The sequence below is a fragment of the Streptococcus gallinaceus genome (assembly GCF_024170225.1).
Lineage (GTDB): Bacteria > Bacillota > Bacilli > Lactobacillales > Streptococcaceae > Streptococcus > Streptococcus gallinaceus.
On sequence record NZ_JALJXU010000008.1, the window covers coordinates 34,479 to 60,051 of the forward strand.

Annotated in this window: 23 protein-coding genes and 1 pseudogene; 20 read left to right on the top strand and 4 right to left on the bottom strand. The window is 41.0% G+C overall.

Features of this window, described 5'->3' with window-relative positions; genetic code table 11:
* The first annotated feature begins 10 nt into the window (after positions 1-10).
* The 14 genes from ftsA to J2T50_RS09190 all read left to right on the top strand — a co-directional run bounded on the left by ftsA (position 11) and on the right by J2T50_RS09190 (position 14,919).
* Positions 11-1,390 carry a cell division protein FtsA gene (gene ftsA, locus J2T50_RS09125; protein ID WP_253365938.1) on the top strand — a complete coding sequence of 460 codons (1,380 nt, stop codon included), beginning with the start codon at positions 11-13 and terminating at the stop codon, positions 1,388-1,390.
* Between the two features lie 22 nt (positions 1,391-1,412).
* Positions 1,413-2,648 carry a cell division protein FtsZ gene (gene ftsZ / locus J2T50_RS09130; RefSeq protein WP_253365940.1) on the top strand — a complete coding sequence of 412 codons (1,236 nt, stop codon included), beginning with the start codon at positions 1,413-1,415 and terminating at the stop codon, positions 2,646-2,648.
* A 1-nt stretch (position 2,649) separates the two neighbouring features.
* Positions 2,650-3,318 (top strand): YggS family pyridoxal phosphate-dependent enzyme, encoded by a 669-nt coding sequence (locus J2T50_RS09135; RefSeq protein ID WP_253365942.1) that lies wholly within the window; start codon positions 2,650-2,652, stop codon positions 3,316-3,318.
* 14 nt (positions 3,319-3,332) lie between these two features.
* Positions 3,333-3,905 (top strand): cell division protein SepF, encoded by a 573-nt coding sequence (locus J2T50_RS09140; protein WP_253365944.1) that lies wholly within the window; start codon positions 3,333-3,335, stop codon positions 3,903-3,905.
* 3 nt (positions 3,906-3,908) lie between these two features.
* Complete coding sequence (locus J2T50_RS09145) at positions 3,909-4,172, top strand: YggT family protein (RefSeq protein WP_253365946.1); 264 nt, start codon at positions 3,909-3,911, stop codon at positions 4,170-4,172.
* Positions 4,173-4,174: 2 nt separating this feature from the next.
* Positions 4,175-4,969 carry a YlmH family RNA-binding protein gene (locus J2T50_RS09150; protein ID WP_253365948.1) on the top strand — a complete coding sequence of 265 codons (795 nt, stop codon included), beginning with the start codon at positions 4,175-4,177 and terminating at the stop codon, positions 4,967-4,969.
* 8 nt (positions 4,970-4,977) lie between these two features.
* A complete protein-coding gene (locus J2T50_RS09155; protein ID WP_253365950.1) occupies positions 4,978-5,712 on the top strand; it encodes a DivIVA domain-containing protein in 735 nt (244 codons plus the stop codon).
* A 233-nt stretch (positions 5,713-5,945) separates the two neighbouring features.
* Positions 5,946-6,383: a GNAT family N-acetyltransferase gene (locus J2T50_RS09160; protein WP_253365952.1), complete on the top strand. Its 438-nt coding sequence runs from the start codon at positions 5,946-5,948 to the stop codon at positions 6,381-6,383.
* A gap of 10 nt (positions 6,384-6,393) precedes the next feature.
* Positions 6,394-9,186 (top strand): isoleucine--tRNA ligase, encoded by a 2,793-nt coding sequence (ileS, locus tag J2T50_RS09165; RefSeq protein WP_253365954.1) that lies wholly within the window; start codon positions 6,394-6,396, stop codon positions 9,184-9,186.
* A gap of 103 nt (positions 9,187-9,289) precedes the next feature.
* Positions 9,290-10,276, top strand: a complete 987-nt coding sequence (locus J2T50_RS09170; protein ID WP_253365956.1) for a LacI family DNA-binding transcriptional regulator — start codon at positions 9,290-9,292, stop codon at positions 10,274-10,276.
* A gap of 169 nt (positions 10,277-10,445) precedes the next feature.
* A complete protein-coding gene (locus tag J2T50_RS09175) occupies positions 10,446-11,747 on the top strand; it encodes an ABC transporter substrate-binding protein (RefSeq protein ID WP_253365964.1) in 1,302 nt (433 codons plus the stop codon).
* A gap of 84 nt (positions 11,748-11,831) precedes the next feature.
* Positions 11,832-12,713: a carbohydrate ABC transporter permease gene (locus J2T50_RS09180; protein WP_253365966.1), complete on the top strand. Its 882-nt coding sequence runs from the start codon at positions 11,832-11,834 to the stop codon at positions 12,711-12,713.
* On the top strand, positions 12,694-13,548 hold the full coding sequence (locus tag J2T50_RS09185; RefSeq protein WP_436300329.1) for a carbohydrate ABC transporter permease: 855 nt from the start codon (positions 12,694-12,696) through the stop codon (positions 13,546-13,548). The genes J2T50_RS09180 and J2T50_RS09185 overlap by 20 nt, the downstream gene beginning before the upstream one ends.
* Before the next feature lie 3 nt (positions 13,549-13,551).
* A complete protein-coding gene (locus J2T50_RS09190; RefSeq protein ID WP_253365968.1) occupies positions 13,552-14,919 on the top strand; it encodes a glycoside hydrolase family 32 protein in 1,368 nt (455 codons plus the stop codon).
* 25 nt (positions 14,920-14,944) lie between these two features.
* Here the strand turns inward: J2T50_RS09190 and J2T50_RS09195 are convergent, their stop codons facing one another.
* Complete coding sequence (locus tag J2T50_RS09195; protein ID WP_253365969.1) at positions 14,945-15,724, bottom strand: ABC transporter ATP-binding protein; 780 nt, start codon at positions 15,722-15,724, stop codon at positions 14,945-14,947.
* A gap of 126 nt (positions 15,725-15,850) precedes the next feature.
* On the opposite strand from J2T50_RS09195, the gene J2T50_RS09200 reads away from it, so the two are divergent.
* From J2T50_RS09200 to J2T50_RS09210, 3 genes are all read left to right on the top strand, one after another.
* Positions 15,851-17,191, top strand: a complete 1,341-nt coding sequence (locus J2T50_RS09200; RefSeq protein ID WP_253365970.1) for a hemolysin family protein — start codon at positions 15,851-15,853, stop codon at positions 17,189-17,191.
* Between the two features lie 87 nt (positions 17,192-17,278).
* Positions 17,279-18,070 (top strand): pyruvate formate-lyase-activating protein, encoded by a 792-nt coding sequence (gene pflA / locus J2T50_RS09205; protein WP_253365971.1) that lies wholly within the window; start codon positions 17,279-17,281, stop codon positions 18,068-18,070.
* A 98-nt stretch (positions 18,071-18,168) separates the two neighbouring features.
* Complete coding sequence (locus J2T50_RS09210; protein ID WP_253365972.1) at positions 18,169-19,173, top strand: NADP-dependent oxidoreductase; 1,005 nt, start codon at positions 18,169-18,171, stop codon at positions 19,171-19,173.
* 27 nt (positions 19,174-19,200) lie between these two features.
* On the opposite strand, the gene J2T50_RS09215 is transcribed toward J2T50_RS09210, so the two are convergent.
* Positions 19,201-20,898 carry a M3 family oligoendopeptidase gene (locus tag J2T50_RS09215; RefSeq protein WP_253365974.1) on the bottom strand — a complete coding sequence of 566 codons (1,698 nt, stop codon included), beginning with the start codon at positions 20,896-20,898 and terminating at the stop codon, positions 19,201-19,203.
* 130 nt (positions 20,899-21,028) lie between these two features.
* Between J2T50_RS09215 and J2T50_RS09220 the strand changes: the two genes are divergently transcribed.
* Positions 21,029-21,964, top strand: a complete 936-nt coding sequence (locus J2T50_RS09220) for a manganese-dependent inorganic pyrophosphatase (RefSeq protein ID WP_253365976.1) — start codon at positions 21,029-21,031, stop codon at positions 21,962-21,964.
* A 72-nt stretch (positions 21,965-22,036) separates the two neighbouring features.
* Here the strand turns inward: J2T50_RS09220 and J2T50_RS09225 are convergent, their stop codons facing one another.
* Positions 22,037-22,678: a VTT domain-containing protein gene (locus J2T50_RS09225; protein ID WP_253365978.1), complete on the bottom strand. Its 642-nt coding sequence runs from the start codon at positions 22,676-22,678 to the stop codon at positions 22,037-22,039.
* Positions 22,679-22,953: 275 nt separating this feature from the next.
* Here J2T50_RS09225 and J2T50_RS09230 point away from each other — a divergent pair, with 275 nt between their 5' ends.
* Positions 22,954-23,610 carry a DUF1803 domain-containing protein gene (locus J2T50_RS09230; RefSeq protein WP_253365980.1) on the top strand — a complete coding sequence of 219 codons (657 nt, stop codon included), beginning with the start codon at positions 22,954-22,956 and terminating at the stop codon, positions 23,608-23,610.
* Positions 23,611-23,982: 372 nt separating this feature from the next.
* Positions 23,983-24,180: pseudogene (gene tnpA, locus J2T50_RS09235) on the top strand (IS200/IS605 family transposase); the annotation flags it as partial.
* Between the two features lie 54 nt (positions 24,181-24,234).
* Here the strand turns inward: tnpA and J2T50_RS09240 are convergent.
* Entirely contained in the window at positions 24,235-25,437 is a 1,203-nt protein-coding gene (locus tag J2T50_RS09240) for a DUF2974 domain-containing protein (protein WP_253365981.1), read from the bottom strand.
* Positions 25,438-25,573 lie beyond the last annotated feature (136 nt).

The following is a 25,573-nucleotide window of genomic DNA, read 5'->3' on the forward strand; positions in this document are numbered from 1 at the left end:
GACCGATAGGATGGCTAGAGATGGCTTTTTTACAGGATTAGATATTGGAACAAGCTCCATCAAAGTATTGGTGGCAGAATATATAAATGATGAAATGAATGTCATTGGCGTGAGCAACGTAAAAAGTGCTGGTGTCAAGGATGGAATTATTGTAAATATTGATGTAGCAGCAGGTGCAATCAAAACTGCCCTTGCTCAAGCAGAAGAAAAAGCAGGAATCCGTATTGATAAGGTGAACGTGGGACTACCTGCTAATCTTCTTCAAATCGAGCCAACACAAGGTATGATTCCTGTTACAACGGATTCACAAGAAATTACTGATTTGGATGTGCAAAATGTTGTGAAGTCAGCTCTTACAAAGAGCATGACGCCAGAACGTGAAGTGATTTCCTTTGTACCTGAAGAATTTGTCGTGGATGGCTTCCAAGGAATTAAAGATCCACGTGGCATGATGGGGATCCGTCTTGAAATGCGTGGTCTCCTTTACACAGGACCAAGAACGATTCTTCACAACCTTCGTAAAACTGTTGAGCGTGCTGGTGTTCAAGTTGAAAACATTGTGATTTCTCCACTTGCTATCACACGTTCTGTCTTGAACGAAGGTGAAAAAGAATTTGGTGCAACAGTGATTGACCTTGGTGGTGGCCAAACAACAGTTGCAGTGATGCGTAACCAAGAATTGCAATACACAAATGTCTATCAAGAAGGTGGCGATTATGTCACAAAAGACATTTCAAAAGTATTGACAACATCACAAAGCATCGCTGAAAACTTGAAATTCAACTACGGTATTGCTTACCCGCAGGAAGCGACTGAGAAAGAAAAATTCACAGTTGAAGTGATTGGCGAAAATGCCCCTGTCGAAGTAACAGAACGCTACTTGTCAGAAGTAATCTCTGCACGTCTCCGTCAAATTTTCACAAAAGTGAAACAAGACTTGGAACGCACTCGCGCTTTGGATTTACCGGGCGGTGTCGTTCTGGTTGGTGGCGGCGCCATCTTGCCAGGTATCGCCGAATTGGCTCAAGAAGTATTTGGCGTTCACACTAAACTCTTTGTTCCAAATCAAATTGGTATCCGTAACCCAGCATTTGCACACGTGATTAGTGTTGTTGAATATGTGGGTGGCTTGGATGATGTGGAGCGTATCGCACAGGTTGCAGTTACAGGTGAAGCGACACTTCGTCAAAAACCTGTTGAGGTGCCATTTGATACACCACGTGTACGTCCAGCAGTACAGCCAGTTCAGAAAGATTTGACAACTGAATTGCAGGCTGAGCCTGAAGTGGCACCAGTTAGTCCATCTTATACAGATGACTATGAAGCAAGTGAACCAAAAGTTCCATTTGCGGATAAGGTGCGTGGTTTCTTTGGTAGTATGTTTGAATAGTGAAAGAGAAGGAAAATAAAGTATGTCATTTTCATTTGAAGCAGCAGCTAATCTTGGTGCTGTAATTAAAGTTATTGGTGTCGGCGGTGGCGGTGGAAACGCCATTAACCGTATGATTGAAGAAGGTGTTTCTGGTGTTGAATTTATCGCAGCTAACACAGATGTTCAAGCTTTGAGCAGTTCAAAAGCAGAGACAGTTATTCAATTAGGTCCAAAATTGACTCGTGGTCTTGGTGCCGGAGGTCAACCTGAAGTTGGTCGTAAGGCTGCTGAGGAAAGCGAAGAAGCATTGACAAATGTTTTGACTGGCGCTGATATGGTCTTTATCACTGCTGGTATGGGTGGTGGTTCTGGTACAGGTGCTGCACCAGTTATCGCTCGTATCGCAAAAGGATTGGGAGCACTAACAGTTGCTGTCGTGACTCGTCCATTTGGTTTCGAAGGAAACAAGCGCGGCGGTTATGCAATCGAAGGAATTGAAGCCCTTCGGGAGCAAGTTGATACACTCTTGATCATTTCAAACAACAACTTGCTTGAAGTCGTTGATAAGAAAACACCTCTTCTTGAAGCGCTTAGCGAAGCGGATAACGTTCTTCGTCAAGGTGTTCAAGGTATTACAGACTTGATTACTAATCCTGGTTTGATTAACTTGGACTTCGCCGATGTGAAGACAGTTATGGAAAACAAAGGAAACGCCTTGATGGGTATCGGTATCGGTACTGGAGAAGACCGTGTAGTAGAAGCAGCACGTCGTGCTATTTACTCACCACTTCTTGAAACAACAATTGATGGCGCTGACGATGTGATTGTCAACGTAACAGGTGGTTACGATATGACCTTGACAGAAGCAGAAGAAGCTTCAGAAATTGTGCATCAAGCTGCTGGCCAAGGTGTCAATATCTGGTTGGGTACTTCAATTGATGATACAATGAAAGATGAAATCCGTGTAACAGTTGTTGCAACAGGTGTTCGTCAAGAAACAGCTGAAAAAGCAATTCGTCACCGCGCAGATGTTGCTCCAACAGGAAGCGTACGTCCAGTTCGCTATGACATGTCTGCAACAACAGCACCGGTTGTTACAAACCGTAACTATGAAGATACACCAAAAACTTCAGCTTTTGGCGAATGGGATCTTCGTCGTGAAAGTATTGTGCGTCCGGTAGACACAGAAAGCAAACCAGCTGTTTCAGTAGAAAAGTTTGCAATCGAAGATACTGAAGATGAGTTGGATACACCACCATTCTTCAGAAATCACTAAGATGACAATTCAAAAAAATAGAGATGCTGTTTTTGCAGCGGTAGAATTAGCTACTAAACAGGCCAATCGCCCTCAAAATTCAGTAAGAGTAATAGCTGTCACCAAGTATGTTGACAGCTCTCTTGCTAAAGAACTGGTAAATGGTATTCAGCATATTGGTGAGAATCGTGTTGATAAGTTTCTTGATAAATATCATGCACTTTCTTCTGAAAATCTCACTTGGCATTTGATTGGAAGTTTACAAAGACGGAAAGTAAAAGCTGTAATCAATTATGTTGATTATTTTCATGCTTTGGACTCAGTAAAACTTGCTGAGGAAATCAACAAACGTGCGACAAAGCCAGTTAAGTGTTTTCTTCAGGTTAATATCTCTGGAGAAGAAAGCAAGCACGGCTTTTCGATTGAAGAGATAGATCAGGCCGTCGATGTCATGAAGGATTTTGAGCAGGTGGAACTTGTTGGACTGATGACCATGGCTCCATTTGAAGCCAGCCATGAGGAATTAAATGCGATTTTCTCAAAGGCAGAGTCACTCAGAAAAGAATTGGCAGAAAAGCATCTTCCTCATATGCCCTTTACTGAATTGAGTATGGGAATGAGTGGTGATTTTACTGAAGCAATAGATAACGGTTCGACTTTCGTTCGGATTGGTACAGCATTTTTTAAATAAGAAGGAAGAGAACTGTGGCATTTAAAGATAGATTAAAAAGCATGATTAGCTATTTTGAAATTGATGACTCAGCTGAATATGAAGATCAGCGCGCGGAACGTTTTGCAGCTGACGAATCTGCTAAGATGCGTATTGCACCTGCCCCGCAACCAGTGGAGAGACGGGAGACAGAAGAGGTCCCTATGAGACGTCGGAGTCAACCTGTTCACACAGAAAAATCAAATTTGCAACGCTTAAACGAACGTCAACAAGAGCTTCGTACGCAAGGAGGATTCGGTTCGGAATCACGTACAACCATTGATATCAAATTCCCTAAAAAATATGAAGAAGCACCTGAGATTGTCAATCTTCTATTGGACAATATTAGCGTTTTGATTGATTTTCAGTACATGTCAGAGACACAAGCTCGTCGCTGTTTAGATTATTTAGATGGTGCGCGTTCAGTTCTTTCTGGTAATTTGAAAAAAGTGTCAAATACGATGTGGTTGCTGACACCGGTCAATGTAACGGTGAATATTGAGGATTTGCGTTCTGTTCAATCTGGTTCGGATGCAGATGGTCAATTTGATTTTGATATGAGAAGGTAGTAGATGCAAATTTTTATTGTTATACTATTAAAAGCGATTGAGATTTATTCCTATGTTTTATTGGCCTACGTTCTGATGTCTTGGATACCAGGACTATACGAAACTTGGTTTGGTAAACTGGTTATCTGGTTGGTAAAACCTGTTCTCCAACCCTTTTATAAATTGAACCTTCAATTTGTGGGAATGGATTGGACAGTCTTTGTGGTGATGATTGCAATGAACTTGCTATCTCGCTTTCTGATTCATCTGTTCTATCTTGCATCTTAAAGATGAAGAAGGATGAGAAGAAACTTCTTCAGCATTTTGCTTCAGGAGAAGAAGGATTCGTTGAAAAAATAATCGACCTTTGTTATCAGGTTGAAGAAACTTATTCTTATCGTTTAACCAGCTTTTGCAATCCAAAACAAGAAGAAATTGTTCATTCAATTGCAGCCTATTTTCAGCTACAAGCATTTTCTAGCAGAGATTTTGTGGAGACAGAATTCTCACGAATTATCCTTGCGCCCACTTATTATGAGTTAGATAGCCAAGATTATGATATAATGGCATTAGAAATTCTTTATCCAAAGAAATTTCATTCCATTAGTCATTCTCAAGTATTGGGCACTTTGCTCAACCAACTAGGGATAAAACGCCAATTTCTAGGTGATATTTTGATTGATGATACGCAAGCGCTTGTCTTTATCGATCGAAAATTTGGTCTACTAGCTCAGAGTCAGATTGCTAAGATAGGAAAGGCTCCTATCAAGTGGCAGGAGTTGGACTGGATGGAGCTTCGTTTAGCTAGTCCTGAAGAAGGAAAGCGACAGGAAGTACTCTTGTCTAGTCTTCGCTTGGATAAGTTTGTGGCGCTAGCTTTTAGGTTATCCAGAGGAAATGCGGTTAAGCTGATTTCTAATAACCAAGTAAAGGTAGACTATGTGGAAACCAATCAAGTTGCAAAATCTATCGAATTAGGGCAACTGATTAGCGTTAGAGGATTTGGCAGAGTGCGTTTTAAGGAAATGCTGGGTTTCTCTAAACAAGGAAAATATAAAATCGCAATTGAAGTTTTTAAGAAATAGGAGGGCCTATGGCACTTACAGTACAAGAACTAAAAGATAAAACATTTGGAAATAAATTATTTAATGGCTATGATGTAGATGAAGTTGAAGATTTCTTAGACATTGTGACAAGTGATTATGAAGATTTAGTTCGTAAAAATCATGAACAAGAGTTGGAAATCAAGTCGTTGAAAGAACGCTTGGATTATTTCGATGAAATGAAAGAATCATTGAGCAAATCAGTTCTTTTGGCACAAGATACGGCTGCTAAGGTTAAGGTTGCTGCAGACGAACAAGCAGCAAATATTTTGAAACAAGCAGACTACGATGCTCAAAACTTGTTGAATGAAGCAAAAGATAAGGCACATGAGTTGCTCAGATCAGCAACAGATAATGCGAAGAAAGTAGCTGTTGAAACAGAAGAACTTAAAAACAAGACACGTATCTTCCATCAACGCTTGAAATCCACAGTTGAAAGCCAATTGTCTATTGTGAATTCATCTGAATGGGAAGAAATTCTTCGCCCGACAGCATCTTACTTGCAGACAAGTGATGAAGCATTCCGCGAAGTGTTGGAAACAGCTTTGGCTGAAAAAGTTGAACCTGTTGAAGATGAGTTGGATGTGACACGTCAATTGACAGCTGAAGAGCTTGCAGAAATCACTCGTCAAGCAGAAGCCTTTGAGCAAGAACAAGCTCAACTTGATGCTTCAGAACATTCTTTAGAAACTAGCGAGCCTGTTGAAGAGCTTGTAGAAGAGTAAAATAATATAAGAACAATCCATATTGGAGATAATTTTAGCGAGTAGGCGATGGTGAAAGGTCTGCATTCCCTCTTCAATATGGAATCATCTTATGGAATCTCCTTTGAACACATTTAGTAGGGGGAGACGGTTGACCATCGTTATCAGTCAGATAAGGGATAGGGGAAACTCTATCTAAACTAAGGTGGTACCACGATCTTTCGTCCTTTTTGGCGGAAGTTTTTTTATTTGTTATGATTAAATTAAAAATTGTTGATGAAGCAAGTTTTGAAGAAGTCGTGGACTTAAGTTTATCCTCACAGGATGAACGTCGTGTGGCTTCCAATACTTATTCTTTGGCTCAAGCTTGGCTCTATGGTGAACAAGTCAGACCTTATGCAGTATATAATTTGGACCAAGTAGTGGGATTTTTACTGCTATGGATGCATCCAGAAGAGCAGAAATGGCTGATTTGGCGCTTGATGATTGACCAAAAGCATCAAAATAATGGCTATGGCAAGGAAGTTCTACGCCAAGTGATTAAGATGGCGCAGAAAGATGCATCCTGTCATCGCTTAGTTGCTGATTATGTCATTGGCAACCATCGAATGCGTGGGATGTTAGAAAGTCTAGGCTTTTCGAGCAAGGGACCATCTGGCAATGAAGTTGTAATGGAATTATTTGTAAAATAAAGGAGAAGAAATGAAATTAAAAGAAACCTTAAATTTGGGGAAAACGGATTTCCCGATGCGTGCTGGTTTGCCAAATAAAGAACCAGAATGGCAAAAAGTTTGGGAACAGGCTGACCTTTATCGCAAACGTCAAGAGCTCAATGAAGGCAAACCTGCCTTTCATTTGCATGATGGACCTCCCTACGCTAACGGGAATATCCACGTTGGTCACGCTCTGAATAAGATTTCAAAAGATATCATTGTCCGTTCAAAATCAATGTCCGGTTTCCGTGCACCTTACGTTCCTGGTTGGGACACACATGGACTTCCAATCGAGCAAGTTCTTGCAAAACAAGGTGTGAAGCGTAAAGAAATGGACTTGGCAGCCTACCTTGAAATGTGCCGTGACTATGCACTTAGTCAAGTGGACAAGCAACGCGATGACTTTAAACGCTTGGGTGTTTCAGCGGATTGGGAAAATCCATATATCACCCTAAAACCACAATATGAAGCTGATCAAATCCGTGTATTTGGTGCCATGGCAGATAAAGGCTATATCTACCGTGGTGCAAAACCTGTCTATTGGTCTTGGTCATCAGAGTCAGCCCTTGCTGAAGCTGAGATTGAATACCATGACATTGACTCAACATCACTTTACTACGCCAACAAAGTCAAAGATGGGAAGGGTGTTCTTGACACCGATACCTATATCGTTGTTTGGACGACAACACCATTTACAGTGACGGCTTCACGTGCCTTAACAGTGGGCGCAGACCTTGATTACCTTGTGGTAAAACCGGAAGGTTCAGAGCGTAAGTATGTGGTTGCAGAAGCCTTGGTTGATGTACTAGCAGGTAAATTTGGTTGGGCGTCATTTGAGATTGTGGCGCGTCATAAAGGTGCAGAGCTTGAATTGATTGTGACCGAACACCCATGGGACACAGAAGTTGATGAATTGGTGATCTTAGGTGATCACGTCACAACTGAGTCTGGTACAGGGATTGTCCATACTGCACCAGGTTTTGGTGAGGATGACTACAATGTCGGTGTCAAATATGGTATCGAGGTTGCAGTTACTGTTGATGAGCGTGGTCTTATGATGGAAAATGCTGGTCCAGACTTTGTAGGTCAATTTTACGATAAGGTTGTACCAACCGTTAAGGAAAAATTGGGAGACCTTCTCTTGGCTTCAGAAGTCATCAACCACTCATACCCATTTGACTGGCGCACCAAAAAACCAATTATCTGGCGTGCAGTGCCACAATGGTTTGCATCCGTATCAAAATTCCGTCAAGACATTCTGGATGAAATTGAAAAAACAACTTTCAATCCAGCTTGGGGACAAAAACGTCTTTACAATATGATTCGTGACCGTGGCGACTGGGTTATCTCACGTCAACGTGCTTGGGGTGTTCCGCTCCCAATCTTCTATGCCGAAGATGGCACACCAATCATGACCAAAGAAGTAACAGACCATGTGGCCAATCTCTTTGAAGAAAATGGGTCCATCATCTGGTGGAAACGTGAAGCTAAAGATCTTCTTCCAGCAGGATTCACACACCCAGGTTCACCAAATGGCGAATTTACCAAAGAAACTGACATCATGGACGTTTGGTTTGACTCAGGTTCTTCTTGGAACGGTGTCATGAATGCTCGCGAAAATCTATCCTATCCAGCTGATCTTTATCTTGAAGGTTCGGACCAGTACCGTGGTTGGTTCAATTCATCCCTTATCACGTCAGTAGCTGTTAATGGTCATGCACCATACAAGTCAATCTTGTCACAAGGCTTTGTCCTTGATGGTAAGGGGGAGAAGATGTCTAAATCAAAGGGCAATATCATCTCGCCAAATGATGTGGCTAAGCAATACGGTGCAGAAATTCTCCGTCTTTGGGTGACATCTGTTGATACGGATAACGATGTACGTGTGTCTATGGAAATCCTTGGTCAAGTGTCAGAAACTTACCGTAAAATCCGTAACACACTTCGTTTCTTGATTGCCAATACATCTGACTTCAATCCAACTCAAAACGCAGTTGCTTTTGAAGACTTGCGTTCGGTTGACAAATACATGACCATTAAGTTTAATCAATTGGTGACAACAATCAAGGAAGCCTACAATCAGTATGACTTTATGGCCATTTACAAGTCGGTGGTTAACTTTATCACAGTTGACTTGTCAGCCTTCTACCTTGATTTTGCTAAGGATGTGGTTTACATTGAAGCAGCAGATAGTCTTGTTCGTCGTCAAATGCAGACTGTTTTCTACGATATCTTGGTTAAGATCACTAAATTGTTGACACCAATCTTGCCTCATACGGCTGAAGAAATCTGGTCATACCTTGAGCACGAAGCAGAAGAGTTTGTTCAGTTGTCAGAAATGCCAGAAGTCGCAACATTTGCCGGTCAAGAAGCTATTCTTGAGGAATGGGAAGCCTTCATGACCCTTCGTACACAAGCGCAAAAAGCTTTGGAAGAAGCGCGTAACGCTAAGGTGATTGGTAAATCATTGGAAGCACACTTGACTATTTATGCTAGCCAAGAAGTGAAAACATTGTTGGCTGCTCTTGATAGCGATATTGCTCAGCTCTTGATTGTATCAGGATTGATCATAACAGAAGACTCCGCACCATCAGATGCAATTGTATTTGAAGATATTGCCTTTACAGTAGCACGAGCTGCAGGTGAAGTTTGTGATCGTTGTCGCCGTGTCGATGAAACGACAAAAGAACGTTCATACCAAGCTCATATCTGTGACCACTGTGCGGAAATTGTAGAAGCTAACTTTGCAGAAGCAGTAGCTCAAGGATTTGAAAGTAAATAAATTTGAATTATAACCAGTTCTACGGGACTGGTTTTTTTGTTGTAAAAAATAGAAAAGGTTTTCTGAACGTGTTATAATGTAGAAAATATGTGGAGTAAAAGTTATGAAAAAAAAATCTATTACTATGAAAGACGTAGCTAGATTGGCTGGGGTTAGTGTTGGTACGGTATCGCGTGTTATTAATGGGAAAAGTGACTTAAAGCCAACTACCTTGAATAAGGTAAATTTGGCTATTGAAGAGCTGAATTACATTCCAGATATATATGCTCGGGGAATGAAAACAAGTAAAACGGACACAGTAGCGCTCATTCTTCCGAGTATTTGGCATCCATTTTTTAGTGAGTTTGCTTTTTTTGTTGAAACTGCTCTTAGTGAGGTCAATTATAAACTGCTACTTTGTAACACAAATGGAGCTAAAAAAGATTTGGAATACCTTACCATGTTGCAGCAAAATAAGGTGGATGGTATTATTGCGATAACTTATAATCCAATCGAGGATTATTTAGCGTCAGATATTCCGTTTGTAAGTATTGATAGGAGTTATACGGAAAAATCAATTGCTTGGATTGCTTCTGACAATAAAAAGGGAGGGCAATTAGCAGCAGAAAAACTAATGGAGAAAGGTTGTCAGTATCTAGCTTTTGTAGGAAGCCACAATAGCACCTCCAATGATACGAAAAATCGAAGAATTTATTTTGAAAAGACAGTGAGACAGGCTGGGGAAAATTGTTTTATTTTTGATTTAGAGGAGCCTTATGGAGATTTTCAAGTTGAACTAGAAAAATTTTTACGAGATAATCCCAAAATTGATGGTATCTTTGCCGTAAATGACTTTAAGGCTTTAGATACTATAGCTGTGTTAGAGAAAATTGGGAAGAATGTTCCAGATGATGTTCAAATTATTGGATATGATGGTATTCGATACGGAGAAGATAGAGATTATCCCTTATCAACAATCAAGCAACCCTTGGAAGAAATGGCACAAACAGCAGTCAAAGTTTTGTTAGCGATTATTGAAGGAAAACCACATGAAAGTCAAGTTATTTTACCTATTTCATATATTGAAGGAAAAACAACAAAAAATAGCTAAAAACTACTTGACAGAAAGCGCTACCAATGTTAGAATAATCTTGTCATTAAGTTGATTAATATTTTACCAAAAAAATGAAACGTTTCATTTATATTTTATTTGAGGGGTGAAATCACCTTTCTTATAACCTATATTTTTGAAACGTTTTAAAAATATAGGAGGGTTAAAGATGAAATTCTTTAAACAAACAACCGTTGCCGTTACTTTATTGTCTGCTTTGGCTTTGGCCGGCTGTGGAAATAATGGCTCAAATAAAGCCTCTGAAAAAGGAGACAATAAGACAGTTACCCTCTGGGTACAGTACTCTGAAGAGTCTGCCGAAGGACAGGTTATGAGCCAATCAATTAAGGACTTCAATAAGAACAATGGAAAAGGCTACACTGCTAAGGTTGAATATATTCCTCGGAGTGGTTCCGGTGGTGGTTACGAAGATAAAGTGAATGCTGCCTTAACGACAAATACTCTGCCAGATGTTCTCACGATGGATGGACCGAATACAGCCGCCTATGCAAAATCAGGTATTATCGCTCCAATTGATGACTATGTAACAAATAAAGATGACTTACTACCAAGTATTGTAGATGAAGGTACCTATGATGGAAAGCTATATTCACTAGGTTATTCTGAATCAGGTGTGGGAATTTTCTACAACAAAAAAATGCTAGAAGATGCAGGTGTTGATATAGCTAGCCTACCAACTGTAGAGAATCCTTGGACATATGATCAATACAATGAATTGTTTGCTACACTGACTAAAAAATATAATAAACCAGCTATTGATGTCGGCTTTGATGATCACTCAGAGTGGTTGATGTATGCCTTTACACCATTTGTTTGGTCATCTGGTGGTGATGTTGTCAATAAATCAGGTGAAAAATCAACAGGAGCACTTGATAATGAAGGGTCAATTGAAGCATTTACCTTCATTCAAGGTTTGATTAAAAATGGTTACTCAACCATTACTCCAGAAAAGAATGGTTTCCAAACAGGTGTTTATCCACTGAAGATGACAGGTTCTTGGACGATGCAAGAAATGGACTCTAAATATACTGATATTGAGTATGGTGTTCTTCCATTGCCTATGTCTCCTAAAACGAAAAAATTGGTTTCACCAACTGGTAGTTGGGCTTACGGTATGAGTGCTACAACTGAGAAGAAAGATGCTGCGGGAGCATTGATTGATTTCTTAGGATCAGAACAAGAAGTTTACGATATGAGTGTGGGCAATTCTGTACTTCCTTCTCGTAAATCCACATCTGATCGCCTTGCAACAGAAGTCTCCGATCAAATGAAAGTATTGTTGGAGCAAAATGCGAAAACTGGGCATGCTCGTCCTGTTCTTGTAAAATATCCACAAATTAGCCGCATTGTACAAGATACTGTGACAGAATCAACCTATGTTGATCAAAATTCAGATATTAAAGCACTTTTGGAACAAAAAGCAAAAGAAATTGATCCATTGTTACCATAGGATTTATCGTGAAAGAAAGGGTCGTCTATAGCAGGTTAACTGAGTAGGCGACCCCTATTGTTTATTAGAAGGAGTTTATGATCAATGACAGCTAAACACAAAGAATCCTTTATGGGGTATCTGTTTCTATCCCCTTCTCTCTTGATCTTAGGGACATTCCTATTTTTACCAACTTTACTATCTATTTACTATGCTTTTACAAATTACTATTTGTTAACTCCGGACGCCACCACTTTTGTAGGATTTGATAATTTTATCAAGCTCTTTTCAGATCCTTTGTTCATGCAAAGTCTAAAAAATATTGGTCAATTTGTTATTTTTATTATTCCAATTCAGCTTGGATTAGCCTTAGGTTTGGCCTTGCTAGTCAATAATAAGCGGAAATCAACCATATTTTTCAAAGTGGCATTCTTTGCCCCAGTCGTTATGTCTTTAGTTGTTGTATCTGTTTTGTGGCTAGTCCTATTGAATCCCTCGAGTGGTTTGATTAATGCATTTTTGAATACAATTGGTATTGATTCACAGCCATTTTTAACGAGTCCTAAACAAGCTATGTTTGTGATTATAGGAGTTTCTGCTTGGCAAGGAGCCGGCTACCAAATGCTTATTTTCCTTGCAGGTCTACAAAATATCCCGTCTTCTTTGTATGAGGCAGCCAGCATTGACGGAGCTAGTAAATGGAAACAATTCTTCCATATTACCTTACCAATGCTTAAGCCAACTTCTATTTTAATTTTAACTACGACGTTAATTGATGCCTTTAAACTGGTTATTCAACCAATGGTCATGACACAAGGTGGGCCGTTGAATTCAACCTTAACACCAGTATACTATATTTATAGGACAGGTTTCACGGATCGTATGGTTGGATATGCAAGTTCTATTACGGTCATTTTTGGTTTGATTATTATCTTATTTACAGTTTTACAACGAAAAGTAACAGGAGATGAAGGATATCATGAATAAAAGAAAAACAAATTTATTGTACTTTAGCTTGACCTTCCTACTAGCTGTTTTATTTGTATTTCCATTAGTGTGGATGGTCGTCTCTTCTATGAAGACTGAAAAGGCTGTCTTTGACCAATTGGGAACTTGGCGTTCATTTTTGCCGTCTGCCAATCCAAGTGAATGGCTTCAACCCTATAAAGAAATATCAGCACGATTTAATCTTTTTCAATATATTGCAAATAGTATTTTTTATGCCTCTTGTGTGACTATTGGCTCTATTTTGGTGAATTCTATGGCGGGATATGCCTTTGCGAAATTTGATTTTAAGGGAAAGAGATTTCTTTTTGGTTTAATGTTAGCACTTTTGGTTATTCCTGGTGAGACAATCATAATCACTAAGTTTTCTATTGTGCAAAAATTAGGTTTATTAAATACACGCTTAGCAGTTATATTGCCAGCTCTTTCCGCACCACTATTTATTTATATGTTCAGACAATTCTTCAGAGCGGTTTCGAATGAAATTTTGGAAGCGGCTAAGATTGAGGGGGCATCTCATTTTAGAATTTTTTGGAATATCATGTTACCATTGTCGAAACCAGCTATTGCGACGGTAGGAACTCTATCTTTTATTGGTAGCTGGAATGACTATATTTGGCCATTGATGGTGTTAACCAATACAAGTGATTTTCCATTGCAAGTAGCTATTACCAATATCAATAATACCCAACCAACCTATACAAACCAAATAATGGCGATGTTGACAATTTCAACAATTCCACTCATTATTATTTACATATTCTTCCAAAAATATTTGGTTCAAGGATTGGGAAGTACTGGAACAGGAGTAAAATAATACATGAGTCAATTTAGTATTGAAAGAGCAGAAAAATACATTTTAGAAAATATTTCTAAAGTGAATCAGATCTATAAACCAGAATTGCACTTTTCGGCCCAGACTGGTTGGATCAATGATCCCAATGGGTGCGTGTTCTTCCGAGGCGAGTATCACTTATTTTATCAGTTTAATCCATACGACAGTGTCTGGGGGCCGATGCATTGGGGACATGCAAAGAGCAAGGACTTATTACACTGGGAGCATTTACCTGTGGCTTTAGTGCCAGACCAAGACTATGATAAGGATGGCTGCTTTTCGGGAAGTGCTATTGTTAAGGATGATATTCTTTGGTTAATGTACACGGGTCATATTGTTGATGAGGATGGAAGTGTCCGACAAATTCAAAATATGGCTTACTCTGAAGATGGCATTTCTTTTCATAAAATCAAGGAAAATCCAGTTGCAACAGGAGAGGTTTTGCCTGAGGAAATTGTTAAGAGTGATTTTCGTGATCCAAAATTATTTGAAAAGGACGAACGATATTATTCTGTTGTTGCAGCTAAACATCAAGATGGAGTAGGATGTATTATCTTGCTAGGGTCTGATGATTTGGTATCTTGGCAATTTGAATCGATATTTTTGAAAGGGGAGCCCCATCAAGGCTTTATGTGGGAATGTCCAGATTATTTTGAGATGGATGGAAAATCCTATCTTATGATGTCACCGATGCGCTATCAACGTGTTGGAAATGATTTTGTCAATCTAAATTCCTCTGTTTTAGTTTCAGGATTTGTTGATTGGGATAAAAAGCAATTTTATCAGGAGACGGTAAAAGAAATTGATCACGGGCATAATTACTATGCTCCCCAATCTTTTGAAGACAATAAGGGAAATAGAATTGTCATTGCTTGGATGCAAAACTGGGGTCGTACAGCAGTCACCCATAATCTTCAACATGGTTGGGCTGGAGCTATGACCACGCCAAGAATTTTAAAATATAAAGGTGAAAAAATACTTCAAACATTGCCGGATGGCATCTTGGAACAACTTCCTATTTTATTTATGTCGGAAAATTCTCAGGTTGGCTATCTACAAAGTGATTGGACAGATGGAAAAGTATACCGACTGGGTACTTCAGAGGATTACTTAGAATTTGGCTATGATGCAGTGGCTAAAGAAGTCTATGTAGATCGTAGTCACTTAAAAATCCAGATTAAAGGTGAAGAAGAGTGGCCAATTAATCGACGTGCAGTGTCTGTTGAAGCTCACGAAGTTTTATTCATTTTGGATAAAAGTTTGTTGGAAATTTTTATAAACAATGGTGAAGAAAGTCTATCGAGTTCATATTATTTAACGGATGGTGGCATTTTACAGGAATTAACAAATTAAAAAGAGAAGAAATTTCTTCTCTTTTTTATAATAATGGCTTGATAAAGATTCGTTGGTCGCCTAGCGGGATGAGTTCGACCTGGTTGCCGTAAAAATCGCCTAGGAGTTCTGGAGTAAGGATTTCTTCCTTGGGCCCTTGCGCTAGAACTTTTCCTTCTTTGAGGAGGAGGACGTGGCTAAATGAAGCCGTGATTTCTTCAGCGTGGTAGGTCACATAGATAATAGCTGGTGCATTTTTCAGCTGGCAAATGCGGTCGATGTGCTTGAGAAGACGTTCCCGTGCCAGTAGATCTAATCCGACAGTTGCTTCATCTAGGATGAGAATTTGAGGTTCTTCCATGAGACTACGCGCGATGAGTAGTAGCTGCCGTTCACCCTGTGATAAGCTATTGTAGCGGCGACCAATCAAGTGCCCTGCTTGGATAGTTAAGAGCATTTGTCGGGATTGGTCCAGTTCGGCTTGTCCATATTCGCGGTAGAGGATGGAGGATTTGTACTTGCCTGTTAGCACGATTTGTTCGGCGTAGAGGTCAGTTGGGAAGCGTTCGGCTAGGAAGGAACCGACGATGCCAATTTTCTTGCGGAGGCTGGGAATATCTCCCTTACCGAAGGTAACGCCCAAGACCTGCAATTCACCAGAACTTTTCCAAAATTCAGCCATGAGAATCCGTAAGAGAGTGGATTTTCCAGCACCATTTAGCCCAAGAACGGCCCAAGTTTCTCCTTTTCTAACTTGCCAGTTAATGTCTTCTAAAATCGTCTTTCCTTGGCGACGATAGGATAAATCTTGCATGGATAGAATCATGGAGCACCTCACAAATGTTTTTCCTATTTTATCATAGAAATGCTAGAAAATGAATAATTTCCCTCCAAATCTAAAAATATGATATAATAGGACTGTTATCTAAAATTATAGACATAGGAGACCGACATGGAAGACCCTGGTAGTCAGACCATTTATTTGCAAATTTTGATCCTTTTTATTCTAACCCTGCTCAATGCCTTTTTCTCAGCTTCTGAGATGGCATTAGTGTCGCTCAATCGTTCTCGTGTGGAGCAAAAGGCGGTTGAAGGGGAGAAAAAGTATATTCGTCTGGTCAAGGTGCTAGACAATCCTAACAACTTTTTGTCAACCATTCAAGTTGGCATTACCTTTATTTCAATCTTATCAGGGGCGAGCTTAGCTAGTGACTTGGGCAAGGTATTTGCGGGCTGGTTGGGAAATTCTTCAACGGCACAGACGGCAGGTTATTGGTTTGCTTTGGCATTGTTGACCTTCGTATCGATCGTCTTGGGGGAATTGTATCCGAAGCGGATTGCCATGAATATGAAAGAAAATCTAGCCGTTGTGACTGCGCCAGTAATTATTTTCTTAGGGAAGATTGTGAGTCCCTTTGTCTGGCTCTTGTCTGCATCCACAAATCTCTTGTCTCGGATTACACCCATGACTTTTGATGATGCGGATGAGCAGATGACCCGAGATGAGATTGAGTACATGCTGACCAAGAGTGAAGCGACAAGCCTGGATGCGGACGAGATTGAGATGTTGCAGGGGATTTTCTCCTTGGACGAAATGGTGGCGCGTGAGGTTATGGTGCCTCGGACGGATGCTTTCATGGTCGATATCGAGGATGATGTTAACAGTATTATCCAAGAAATTCTCAAGCAAAATTTCTCCCGAATTCCTGTCTATGAAGACGACAAGGACAAGGTGATTGGTCTCATTCATACCAAGCGCCTCTTGTCAGAAGGTTTTACAAATGGTTTTGAAAATATCAATCTACGTAAGATTTTACAGGAACCACTCTTTGTTCCAGAAACGATTTTCGTGGATGATCTCTTGACGGAACTCCGTAATACGCAAAATCAAATGGCTATTCTTCTTGATGAATACGGTGGAGTGGCTGGTTTGGTCACTCTGGAAGATTTGTTGGAAGAAATTGTTGGAGAAATTGATGATGAAACGGATAAGACAGAGATTTTTGTCCGTGAAATTGCAGACCAGACTTATATTGTTCAGGGGAATATGACCCTCAATGACTTCAATGAGCACTTTGGCACAGAGTTGGAAAGCGATGATGTGGATACCATTGCTGGCTTCTACTTAACAGGTGTTGGGACGATCCCAAGTCAGGATGAAAAGATGAGCTATGAAGTGGACAGCAATGATTACCACTTGGTGCTGATCAATGACAAGGTCAAAAATGGTCGTGTGACTAAAATCAAACTTTTATTAACAAAGATTGAAACAGAAGAAGATGGAAAAGAGTAGGAAATTCCCACTCTTTTTTCAGTGTTTTTGAACCCGCTTTCCTAAAAATAGTGTTATAATGGAGGGAGTGAAAGATAGGAAGTAAAAATGGAAGAAATCGATTACAGAAATGTTACTGGTTTGGTACATTCGACAGAGAGCTTTGGTGCTGTAGATGGCCCGGGTATCCGCTTTGTGGTCTTCATGCAGGGCTGTCATATGCGGTGTCAATATTGCCATAATCCAGATACCTGGGATTTGGTAAATCCTATGGCGACAGAAAGAACAGCAGAAGACGTCCTCAATGAAGCCTTGCGTTACAAAGGTTTTTGGGGGAAGGAGGGAGGCATCACCGTATCAGGTGGTGAAGCCACTATCCAGATTGACTTTTTGATTGCCCTCTTTACCTTGGCCAAGGAGAAAGGCATCCACACTACTTTGGATACCTGTGCCCTGACTTTCCGTAATACTCCTCGCTATCTGGAAAAATATGAGAAGCTCATGGCTGTGACGGATTTGGTGCTCTTGGATATCAAGGAAATCAATCCTGACCAACACAAGATTGTCACTGGTCACAGCAATAAGACTATTTTGGCTTGTGCACGTTATCTGTCAGATATTGGCAAGCCCGTTTGGATTCGCCATGTCTTGGTGCCAGATTTGACAGACCGTGATGAGGATTTGGTGCATTTGGGTGAGTTTGTCAAAACATTGACTAATGTGGAGCGTTTTGAAGTTCTTCCTTATCATAATTTGGGTGAATTCAAGTGGCGTGAATTGGGGAAACCGTATCCGCTAGAAGGAACCAAGCCACCAACCAAAGCCCGTGTTGAAAACGCGAAAGAACTCATGCAGACAGAATCCTATCAGGAATACCTCAATCGGATTAAAGCACAATAAAATCAGAGAACATCTCAAAAGTGAGGTGTTCTTTTTCTAGTTTTATTCAAAATGTGGTATACTAAACTATCGCTAAATAGTAATAAAAGAGAAGAAAATTGAAAGCTATTCAACAAATAAAGTACGCTAAAGAGCCATTTGACTTGGAGATTGTCGACATTCCTAAACCGACAATTTCTTCACAAGATGTATTGATTAAGGTGGTGGCAGCAGGTTTGAACTCTGTGGATTACAAGCTCATGACGGGGTCAATTCGAGCGATTTTTCCTTTTAAAACGCCATTCACAGCGGGAAATGAATTTGCAGGGGGCATCGAGGAAGTGGGAAGTGATGTGGTTGATTTTAAGGTAGGAGACCGGATTTATGGTCGAATGACCTTGAAAGAACCAGGTGCATTTGCGGCGTATGTAGGAATTGCAGCGTCAGAAATTGCCTTGATTCCAGACTACCTCAGTTTTGAAGAGGCGGCCGGAATTCCTTTGACAGCCTTAACAGCCTACCAAGCCTTGGATTTGTTGAAGGTAGAGGCTGGGAAGACGATTTTTATCTCCGGTGGAACAGGTGGTTTTGGTGCCATAGCCATTCCCCTAGCCAAAGCTCGTGGTTTGCGGGTCGTGACAAATGGTCGTGCGATTCATAAAGAGCGGATGCTGAGCTTGGGAGTGGACCAATTTATCGATTACCAGACAGAGGACTACACAGCGATTCTATCGGATGTGGACTACGTCATTGATACCTTGGGAGGAGAAGAGCTGGAGAAGCAGTTTGGGATTTTGAAAACAGGGGGTCATCTAGTCAGTCTGAGTAGTCTGCCTAACCGTGCCTTTGCCAAAGAAATGGGTCTGTCTTGGTTCAAGCAATTCTTATTTGGTCTGGTTGGACGAAAATATGACAAACTAGCAGCTGAAAATGGGCAAACCTATCATTTCATTTTTATGCATTCGGATGGTCCGCAATTGCGTGAGATTTCTCGTATTTTTGCTGAAAAACAAGTTCCCATTTCCAGTGACCAAGTATTTGCGTTTACTGACATCAACAAGGCGCTGGATAAGTTGCGAAAAGGTGGTTCAAAAGGGAAATCCATTTTACGAGTAGAGGAGTAAAAAAAGAAGCCGATGGCTTCTTTTCGTTTATAATTTGCTGTCGTCAATAGCGTTGAGCCAGTCAGCGGCAGCAGTCAGAGTTGCTTCCAAGGCTCCTTCTTGGAATGGAGATTGGATACCAGCAGCTTCCACGATTTGGAGGAAGGTTGCTGTTCCACCCATTTTACAGATGCGCATGTAGTCTTCCCAAGCTGTTTCGTCGTGATCTACTTGTGTTCGTTTCCAGAACTGGAGGGCGCAGACTTGAGCGAGGGTGTAGTCGATATAGTAGAACGGGCTTGCAAAAATGTGTCCTTGGCGGTACCAGAAGATACCACGGTCAAGGGCTTCTGATTCAGAGTAATCTTTTGAAGGAAGGTACATTTTTTCAAGACGACGCCAAGTGGCTTTGCGCTCGGCAGGTGTCATCTCTGGATGTTCGTAAACTTCGTGTTGGAAGTGGTCGACGAGTACACCGTATGGCAAGAAGAAGAGAGCGGCTGACAAATGGCTGAATTTGTATTTGTTTACTTGTTCTTTGAAGTACAGATCCATCCAAGGCCAGGTCATAAATTCCATAGACATAGAATGAATTTCACAAGATTCGTAGGTTGGCCAGATAGCTTCAGGTGCTGCAATCCAACGTGAATTGTAAACTTGGAAGGCATGTCCAGCTTCGTGCGTCAAGACGTCGATGTCTGCACTTGTTCCATTGAAATTAGCAAAGATAAATGGGCTCTTGTAGTCGTAAATGTAGGTACAGTAGCCACCTGTGTCTTTACCATCTTTGGCAATGAGGTCTAGCAAATCGTTTTCTACCATGTAGTCGAAGAATTCGCCTGTTTCTGGGGACAACTCGTGGTACATTTTTTGTGCTTCTTTGACTAGGTGTTCAGGCCTACCCTGCGGTGTCGCGTTTCCGTTTAAGTACTCGAGAACTAGATCGTAGTGTTTGAGCTCAGGGACTTGAATCCGTTTGGCTTGGCGGTCGCGCAATCCGTTGACAATTGGAACAACCAATTTTAAGATTTCTTCGCGGTAGGTCTTGACCATGTCACGGTTGTAGTCAAAACGGTTCATCATCTTGTAACCGTATTCAACATAGTCTTTGAAGCCGAGTGTTGTCGCGATTTCATGACGAACTTTGACAAGCTGGTCGTAGACGTCGTCAAATGCAGCTTCGTGTTCTACAAAGTAACCTGTGACAGTGTCGGAAGCTTCTTTACGCGTGTCGCGGTCAGTTGATTGGTTGAAAGGTCCCATTTGAGAGAGGTTGTAAGTTTCTCCTCGGAAGTCCAAGCGGGCAGTTGCCATCAGGTTATTGTAGTGGTCGACCAATTGATTTTCTTTTTGGAAAAGTGGAATCGCTTCGGATGAGAAAGTTTTGAGCTTGTTTTCTGCCAACATAAAGAATGTTTCTGGCAAGAAGTCACCGAGTTCTTTGCGGAATGGGCTATCCACCACCACGCGGTAGTAGTTGGTCATGAGCTCGTCAAAGAGGGGAGAATACTCGTTCCAGAATTTTGTTTCTTCATTGTAGAAGTCGTCATTCATGTCAATGGAGTGACGGATGCTCCAGAGATTGGCCTGGGTGTCGATATTTCCGTTGATGGCTGTGATTTGCTTGACGATAGCAAGAGCTGCATCGGCACTTGTTGCAGCAGCCAAGTCAGCAGTTAAAGCTGCCATTTCTTGTTTGAGCGCTTCATAGTCAGGGCGCACATAAGTGTAATCTGAGAATTTCATAAAAACTCCTTTATAATAATCTACTACTATCTTACCTTTTTTTAGGTGCGGATGCAAATGCAGTTCCCCTCATTCCATTATGATTGAAAATGTGGTAAAATAAGTTGAATCTATTTAATGAGGTAACAACATGTCTAAATTTTTAGTTTTTGGTCACCAAAATCCAGATACGGATGCAACAGCTTCAGCTTATGGTTGGGCTTACTTGGAGCGCGAAGCTTGGGGACGCGATGCAGAAGCCGTTCTCTTGGGAGAGCCAAATGAAGAAACACAATTTGCCTTGGACTACTTTGGTGTAACAGCCCCTCGCGTGGTCACTTCTGCTAAAGAAGAAGGCGTGAGCCAAGTTATCTTGACAGACCACAATGAATTCCAACAATCTATCGCAGATATTCGTGAGGTTGAAGTGGCAGCAGTCATTGACCACCACCGTGTAGCGAATTTTGAAACGGCTAATCCACTTTATATGCGTGTTGAGCCAGTTGGTTCAGCCTCTTCTATCGTTTACCGTGCTTCAAAAGAAGCAGGTATCACCCTTCCAAAAGAAGTAGCTGGTCTTCTCTTGTCGGGTTTGATTTCTGACACGCTTTTGCTCAAATCTCCTACAACTCACGTCTCTGATCCAGCAGTTGCAGAAGAATTGGCAGCCATCGCAGGCGTTAACTTGGAAGAATATGGCTTGGCATTGTTGAAAGCTGGAACAAACTTGGCAAGCAAATCAGCTGAAGAGTTGATTGACATCGACGCCAAAACATTCGAATTGAATGGCAACGCAGTGCGCGTGGCACAAGTCAATACGGTGGATATCGCAGAAGTCTTGGAACGCCAAGCAGAAATCGAAGCAGCCATGATAGCTGCATCAGCAGCCAACGGCTACTCAGACTTTGTCCTTATGATTACAGACATCGTCAACTCAAACTCAGAAATCTTGGCTTTGGGAAGCAACATGGACAAGGTAGAAGCAGCCTTCAACTTTACCCTTGAAAACAACCATGCATTCCTTGCAGGTGCTGTTTCACGTAAGAAACAAGTTGTTCCTCAATTGACAGACAGCTTTAACGCATAATAAACTGAAAACACGCTAGAAAGCTCTAGCGTGTTTTTTTAGATGCTACATGAAGTAGAATTTTAGTGTAGCTTAGTGATGTTTCTGAACGATTTTTTTAATCGTTGGAATAATCATTGGGAGCAAGGTCACGAGGACAATCGTAATGATAATCAGAGAAAAGTGACTTTTGACAAATGGAATATTGCCAAAGAGGTAGCCAGCGCCAGTCGCAATGATAGACCAGGAAACTGCTGCGATGAATGCCCGTATGAAGAAATCTTTAAAAGGAAATTGGCTGACACCGGCAACAAATGGGACAAATGTACGGACAATCGGGATATAGCGCCCGAGAATGATAGCGGCAGATCCTTTTTCTTCGAAATACTCTTCTGCATCTTGAATGTACTGCTCTTTGATAAAGCGAGAGAAGAAGGGATGTCTTACCATCTGGTAGCCAAAGGTATGTCCGATAAAGAAGTTTAAGGTATCCCCTAGGATAGATGCAAGGAAGAAGAGGATGCCAAAAATCCATACATTAAAGGACATATTTGGATTAGCAGCGAGAGCTCCAGCCGCAAACAGTAGGCTATCACCTGGGAGGAATGGAAGGATAACCGCTCCTGTTTCCACGAAAATCACGAGGAAAAGTAGGAGATAAGTCCAAGGGCCAACCGCATTAGCCATCGCATAGATATGCTGGTCGATATGTAAAATAAAATCAATGATAAACATAGTTACCTCATTTTTGTTTTTTTAGGGGAATTTCAGACTGATAAAGCGTCCAAAATAACATCTATCACAGTTAACTGAGTAGAGTTTACATGATATCATTAGTATACCATCTCGTAGCTACTAGTAGTCAAGTTTTTCATCTCCATTTTCAAAAAATTTCAAAAAAAACTGTCTGAGCTGGTAAATGATTTCAAGTTTATCTGCGTGAGCTCATATGAGCTGAAAATTGCTCTCTGTTTTTCCGCAAGAGTCTATTTTTTTGTTATACTGTTTTTATGATTATCACAGTGAACCCTACAAAATTAACCAAGCAGTCTTTTTTTCAAGACTTAATCAATTACCTAGCCCTGCATGATGAGGTTATCTTGCGGGACATTAAAAAAACGTTTTCCGAAGTGAAAAACGTGGATAAGCTGTTGGATAGCTACATTGACGCGGGTTATATTGCGCGTGAAAATCGTCGCTACCGCAATCAATTTTCTTTGCTGGTGTCCTGTGACCAGCTGGAATTTGGTCAAGAGGTCTTTGTGGACGACCAATCCCCTGTCTATCAGGATTTAAAAAACTTGACCTATGAGATGGACTTGGCCAATGACACCAATGCTTTGGTGATTCGAGAAAAAGTTGATTTTTTGCGGGAAAAGTTGACATTGAATGCTTATTTTTACAAAATGCGGGAGCAGTTGCCCTTATCTGCTGAACAGGCGGTTTTGTATGAGCTTTTGGGAGATGTCAATCCCGCTTATGCTCTCAAATACATGACCACATTTCTACTGAAATTTACCCGCAAGGATATTCTTCTGCAAAAACGTTCGGAGATCTTTGTGCAGGCTTTGGTCATTTTAGGCTTTATCGAGTCGGTTGATGAATTCAGTTACCGTTTGACCATGGAGCTGGATAGGGAGAGATTAATCTTTGAAGCGACGGAATAAACAGATAGGAGAACGAGTGCCAACTCGTTCTTTTTGTGTCTTATTTTTCTAAAAAGAAGGGCTAGAATTTGCCAGACAGACAAAATTGGGGATTTTGTGTAAAATCTGTTATTTTTTTAGCAAAATATAGTGATAAAAAATCAAGAACCTGGGACTCAGTCCTAGGTTCTTTTTTCATTTTATGGCTTCTAGCCAGTTTTTCTCGAAGAGGAAAACAAGAAAACCACCAGCTTAGCTGGTGGCTGACAAGGCTTCGAGCTTCCCTTTATTTTTCCTAGTCTAACCTAATTGTTCAGGTTAGACAAAGGAGGAGTAAAAAAGTCCAGTGGACTATTTTAGCGTGGCTAAAACCAGTTATAGTTTATCACATACAAAATAAGACAAGATTTGATTGGGATTTTCCGTCATCTATGTCAATACAAAGGTGTGGAAATTATAGAAGGACACATGATGCCCAATCATGTTCATATGCTTGTCATGATTCCACCAAAACTAGCGATTTCTGATTTCATAGGCTACTTAAAAAGTAAAAGTGCCTTGATGATATTTGGTAAGCATGCGAATTTGGAGACCATCGGCTTATAGCCGGTGTACAAGCCACCCGTTTTCACGGGTGGTTTTGACTTATTTTTGAGGTTTGTTGTCATCGGAAAATTTGATGAAGGGAAAGGTTTGAAAATCAGGTAAATTGACTCTCAGTTTCTCCAAGTCAAATTTAGGGCGGTTTTGATTTTGCTCTTTCCAGATTTGATATCGGGTATCAATGAGGAGTCGGGTCATCCTTTCCAACATTTGCCGTTCTTCAGGGGAGAGGTTTTGTCGATTTTGAGCCAAGGCCTGTAACTTAGCAGGCGTATCGATGGTCATGTCGCTGAAGCGGTAAATGCCAGCTTGGGTAAAGAGACCGAAAAAGAGGTCGAAAAAGGTTTTGAGTTCGTCGGGGCTTAAGCTAGCTGTCCAGGTTTTGAGGGTTTGGTCCATTTGCAGGCTGTCGGGGGTCAGAGCGGCAGCAGTTTGGAAGGTTTTGTCGTCAATTTCCCAAGTAAAACTGATATGCTGCATGAGTCCCAGCCCTGTACTTTTGACAATGTGGGCATTTTTCGGTGTTTGAAGCATCATACCAACGATAGAGCCTTCTGGAATGATGGAATGAATGCGTTTGGTAATGGCTGCATACCCAGTCGATGCAAGGACAGTTTCATGCAAGCCAGGGCCATCAAAACTATAGACTTCTTGGATGCTTTCCTGAAGGGCAGGCTGGACTTGGCTGCTGGCAAAAGTAGCCAAATTGCCCCCTTTTGAATGGCCAGCTACATAAAAATTAGCCGGTAGGGTCTCAATAGCTGTTTCTAAGTAGTCTCGTGCCGCTGCTTGGGCAGGAATTTCGGCCATATAGGTCATATGGAAATCCTCTTTCCAGCCGATTATGGTATCATCAGTTCCACGAAAAACGGTCAGAACATCGTTTGGAGTGAGGCGATAGGAGACGGCTGCAAATTGCTTTTGATCCTCCAAGCTATAATCATTGACATAGGCAAAGGCTCGGATATACTTGAACCGTTTGCTCTGGCTTAGTTGCGCAAGTAGTGCCAGACGGTCACGGTTGACCATGGAAAGTGGCGGATAGCCAGACTGAAATTTTTCATGAAATTTATCTGCCAATTCATCCAACCGAATGCCTTTTGTCACTGAAAAATCTGCCGTAATCAAGTCATCGAAGGGCAGGTAAGACAGCTCTGTCAAGGCTAAAATGTCCAATTCATTGATTGCAGTCTCGTAAAAATTGTCATATTGATAATTGGTCAGGTAGGTCAGTATATTTGCCATGTGGTTTCCTCTTGCTTATTTCTATCAGTATAGCCCAAGTTGCTGGAAAAGACAAATGCCAACTTAAAATCTTGTAAGTCAGCTAAAAATCATTCCATTTACTGGCTAAATCCTTTATAATAAGAGAAAAGAAAGG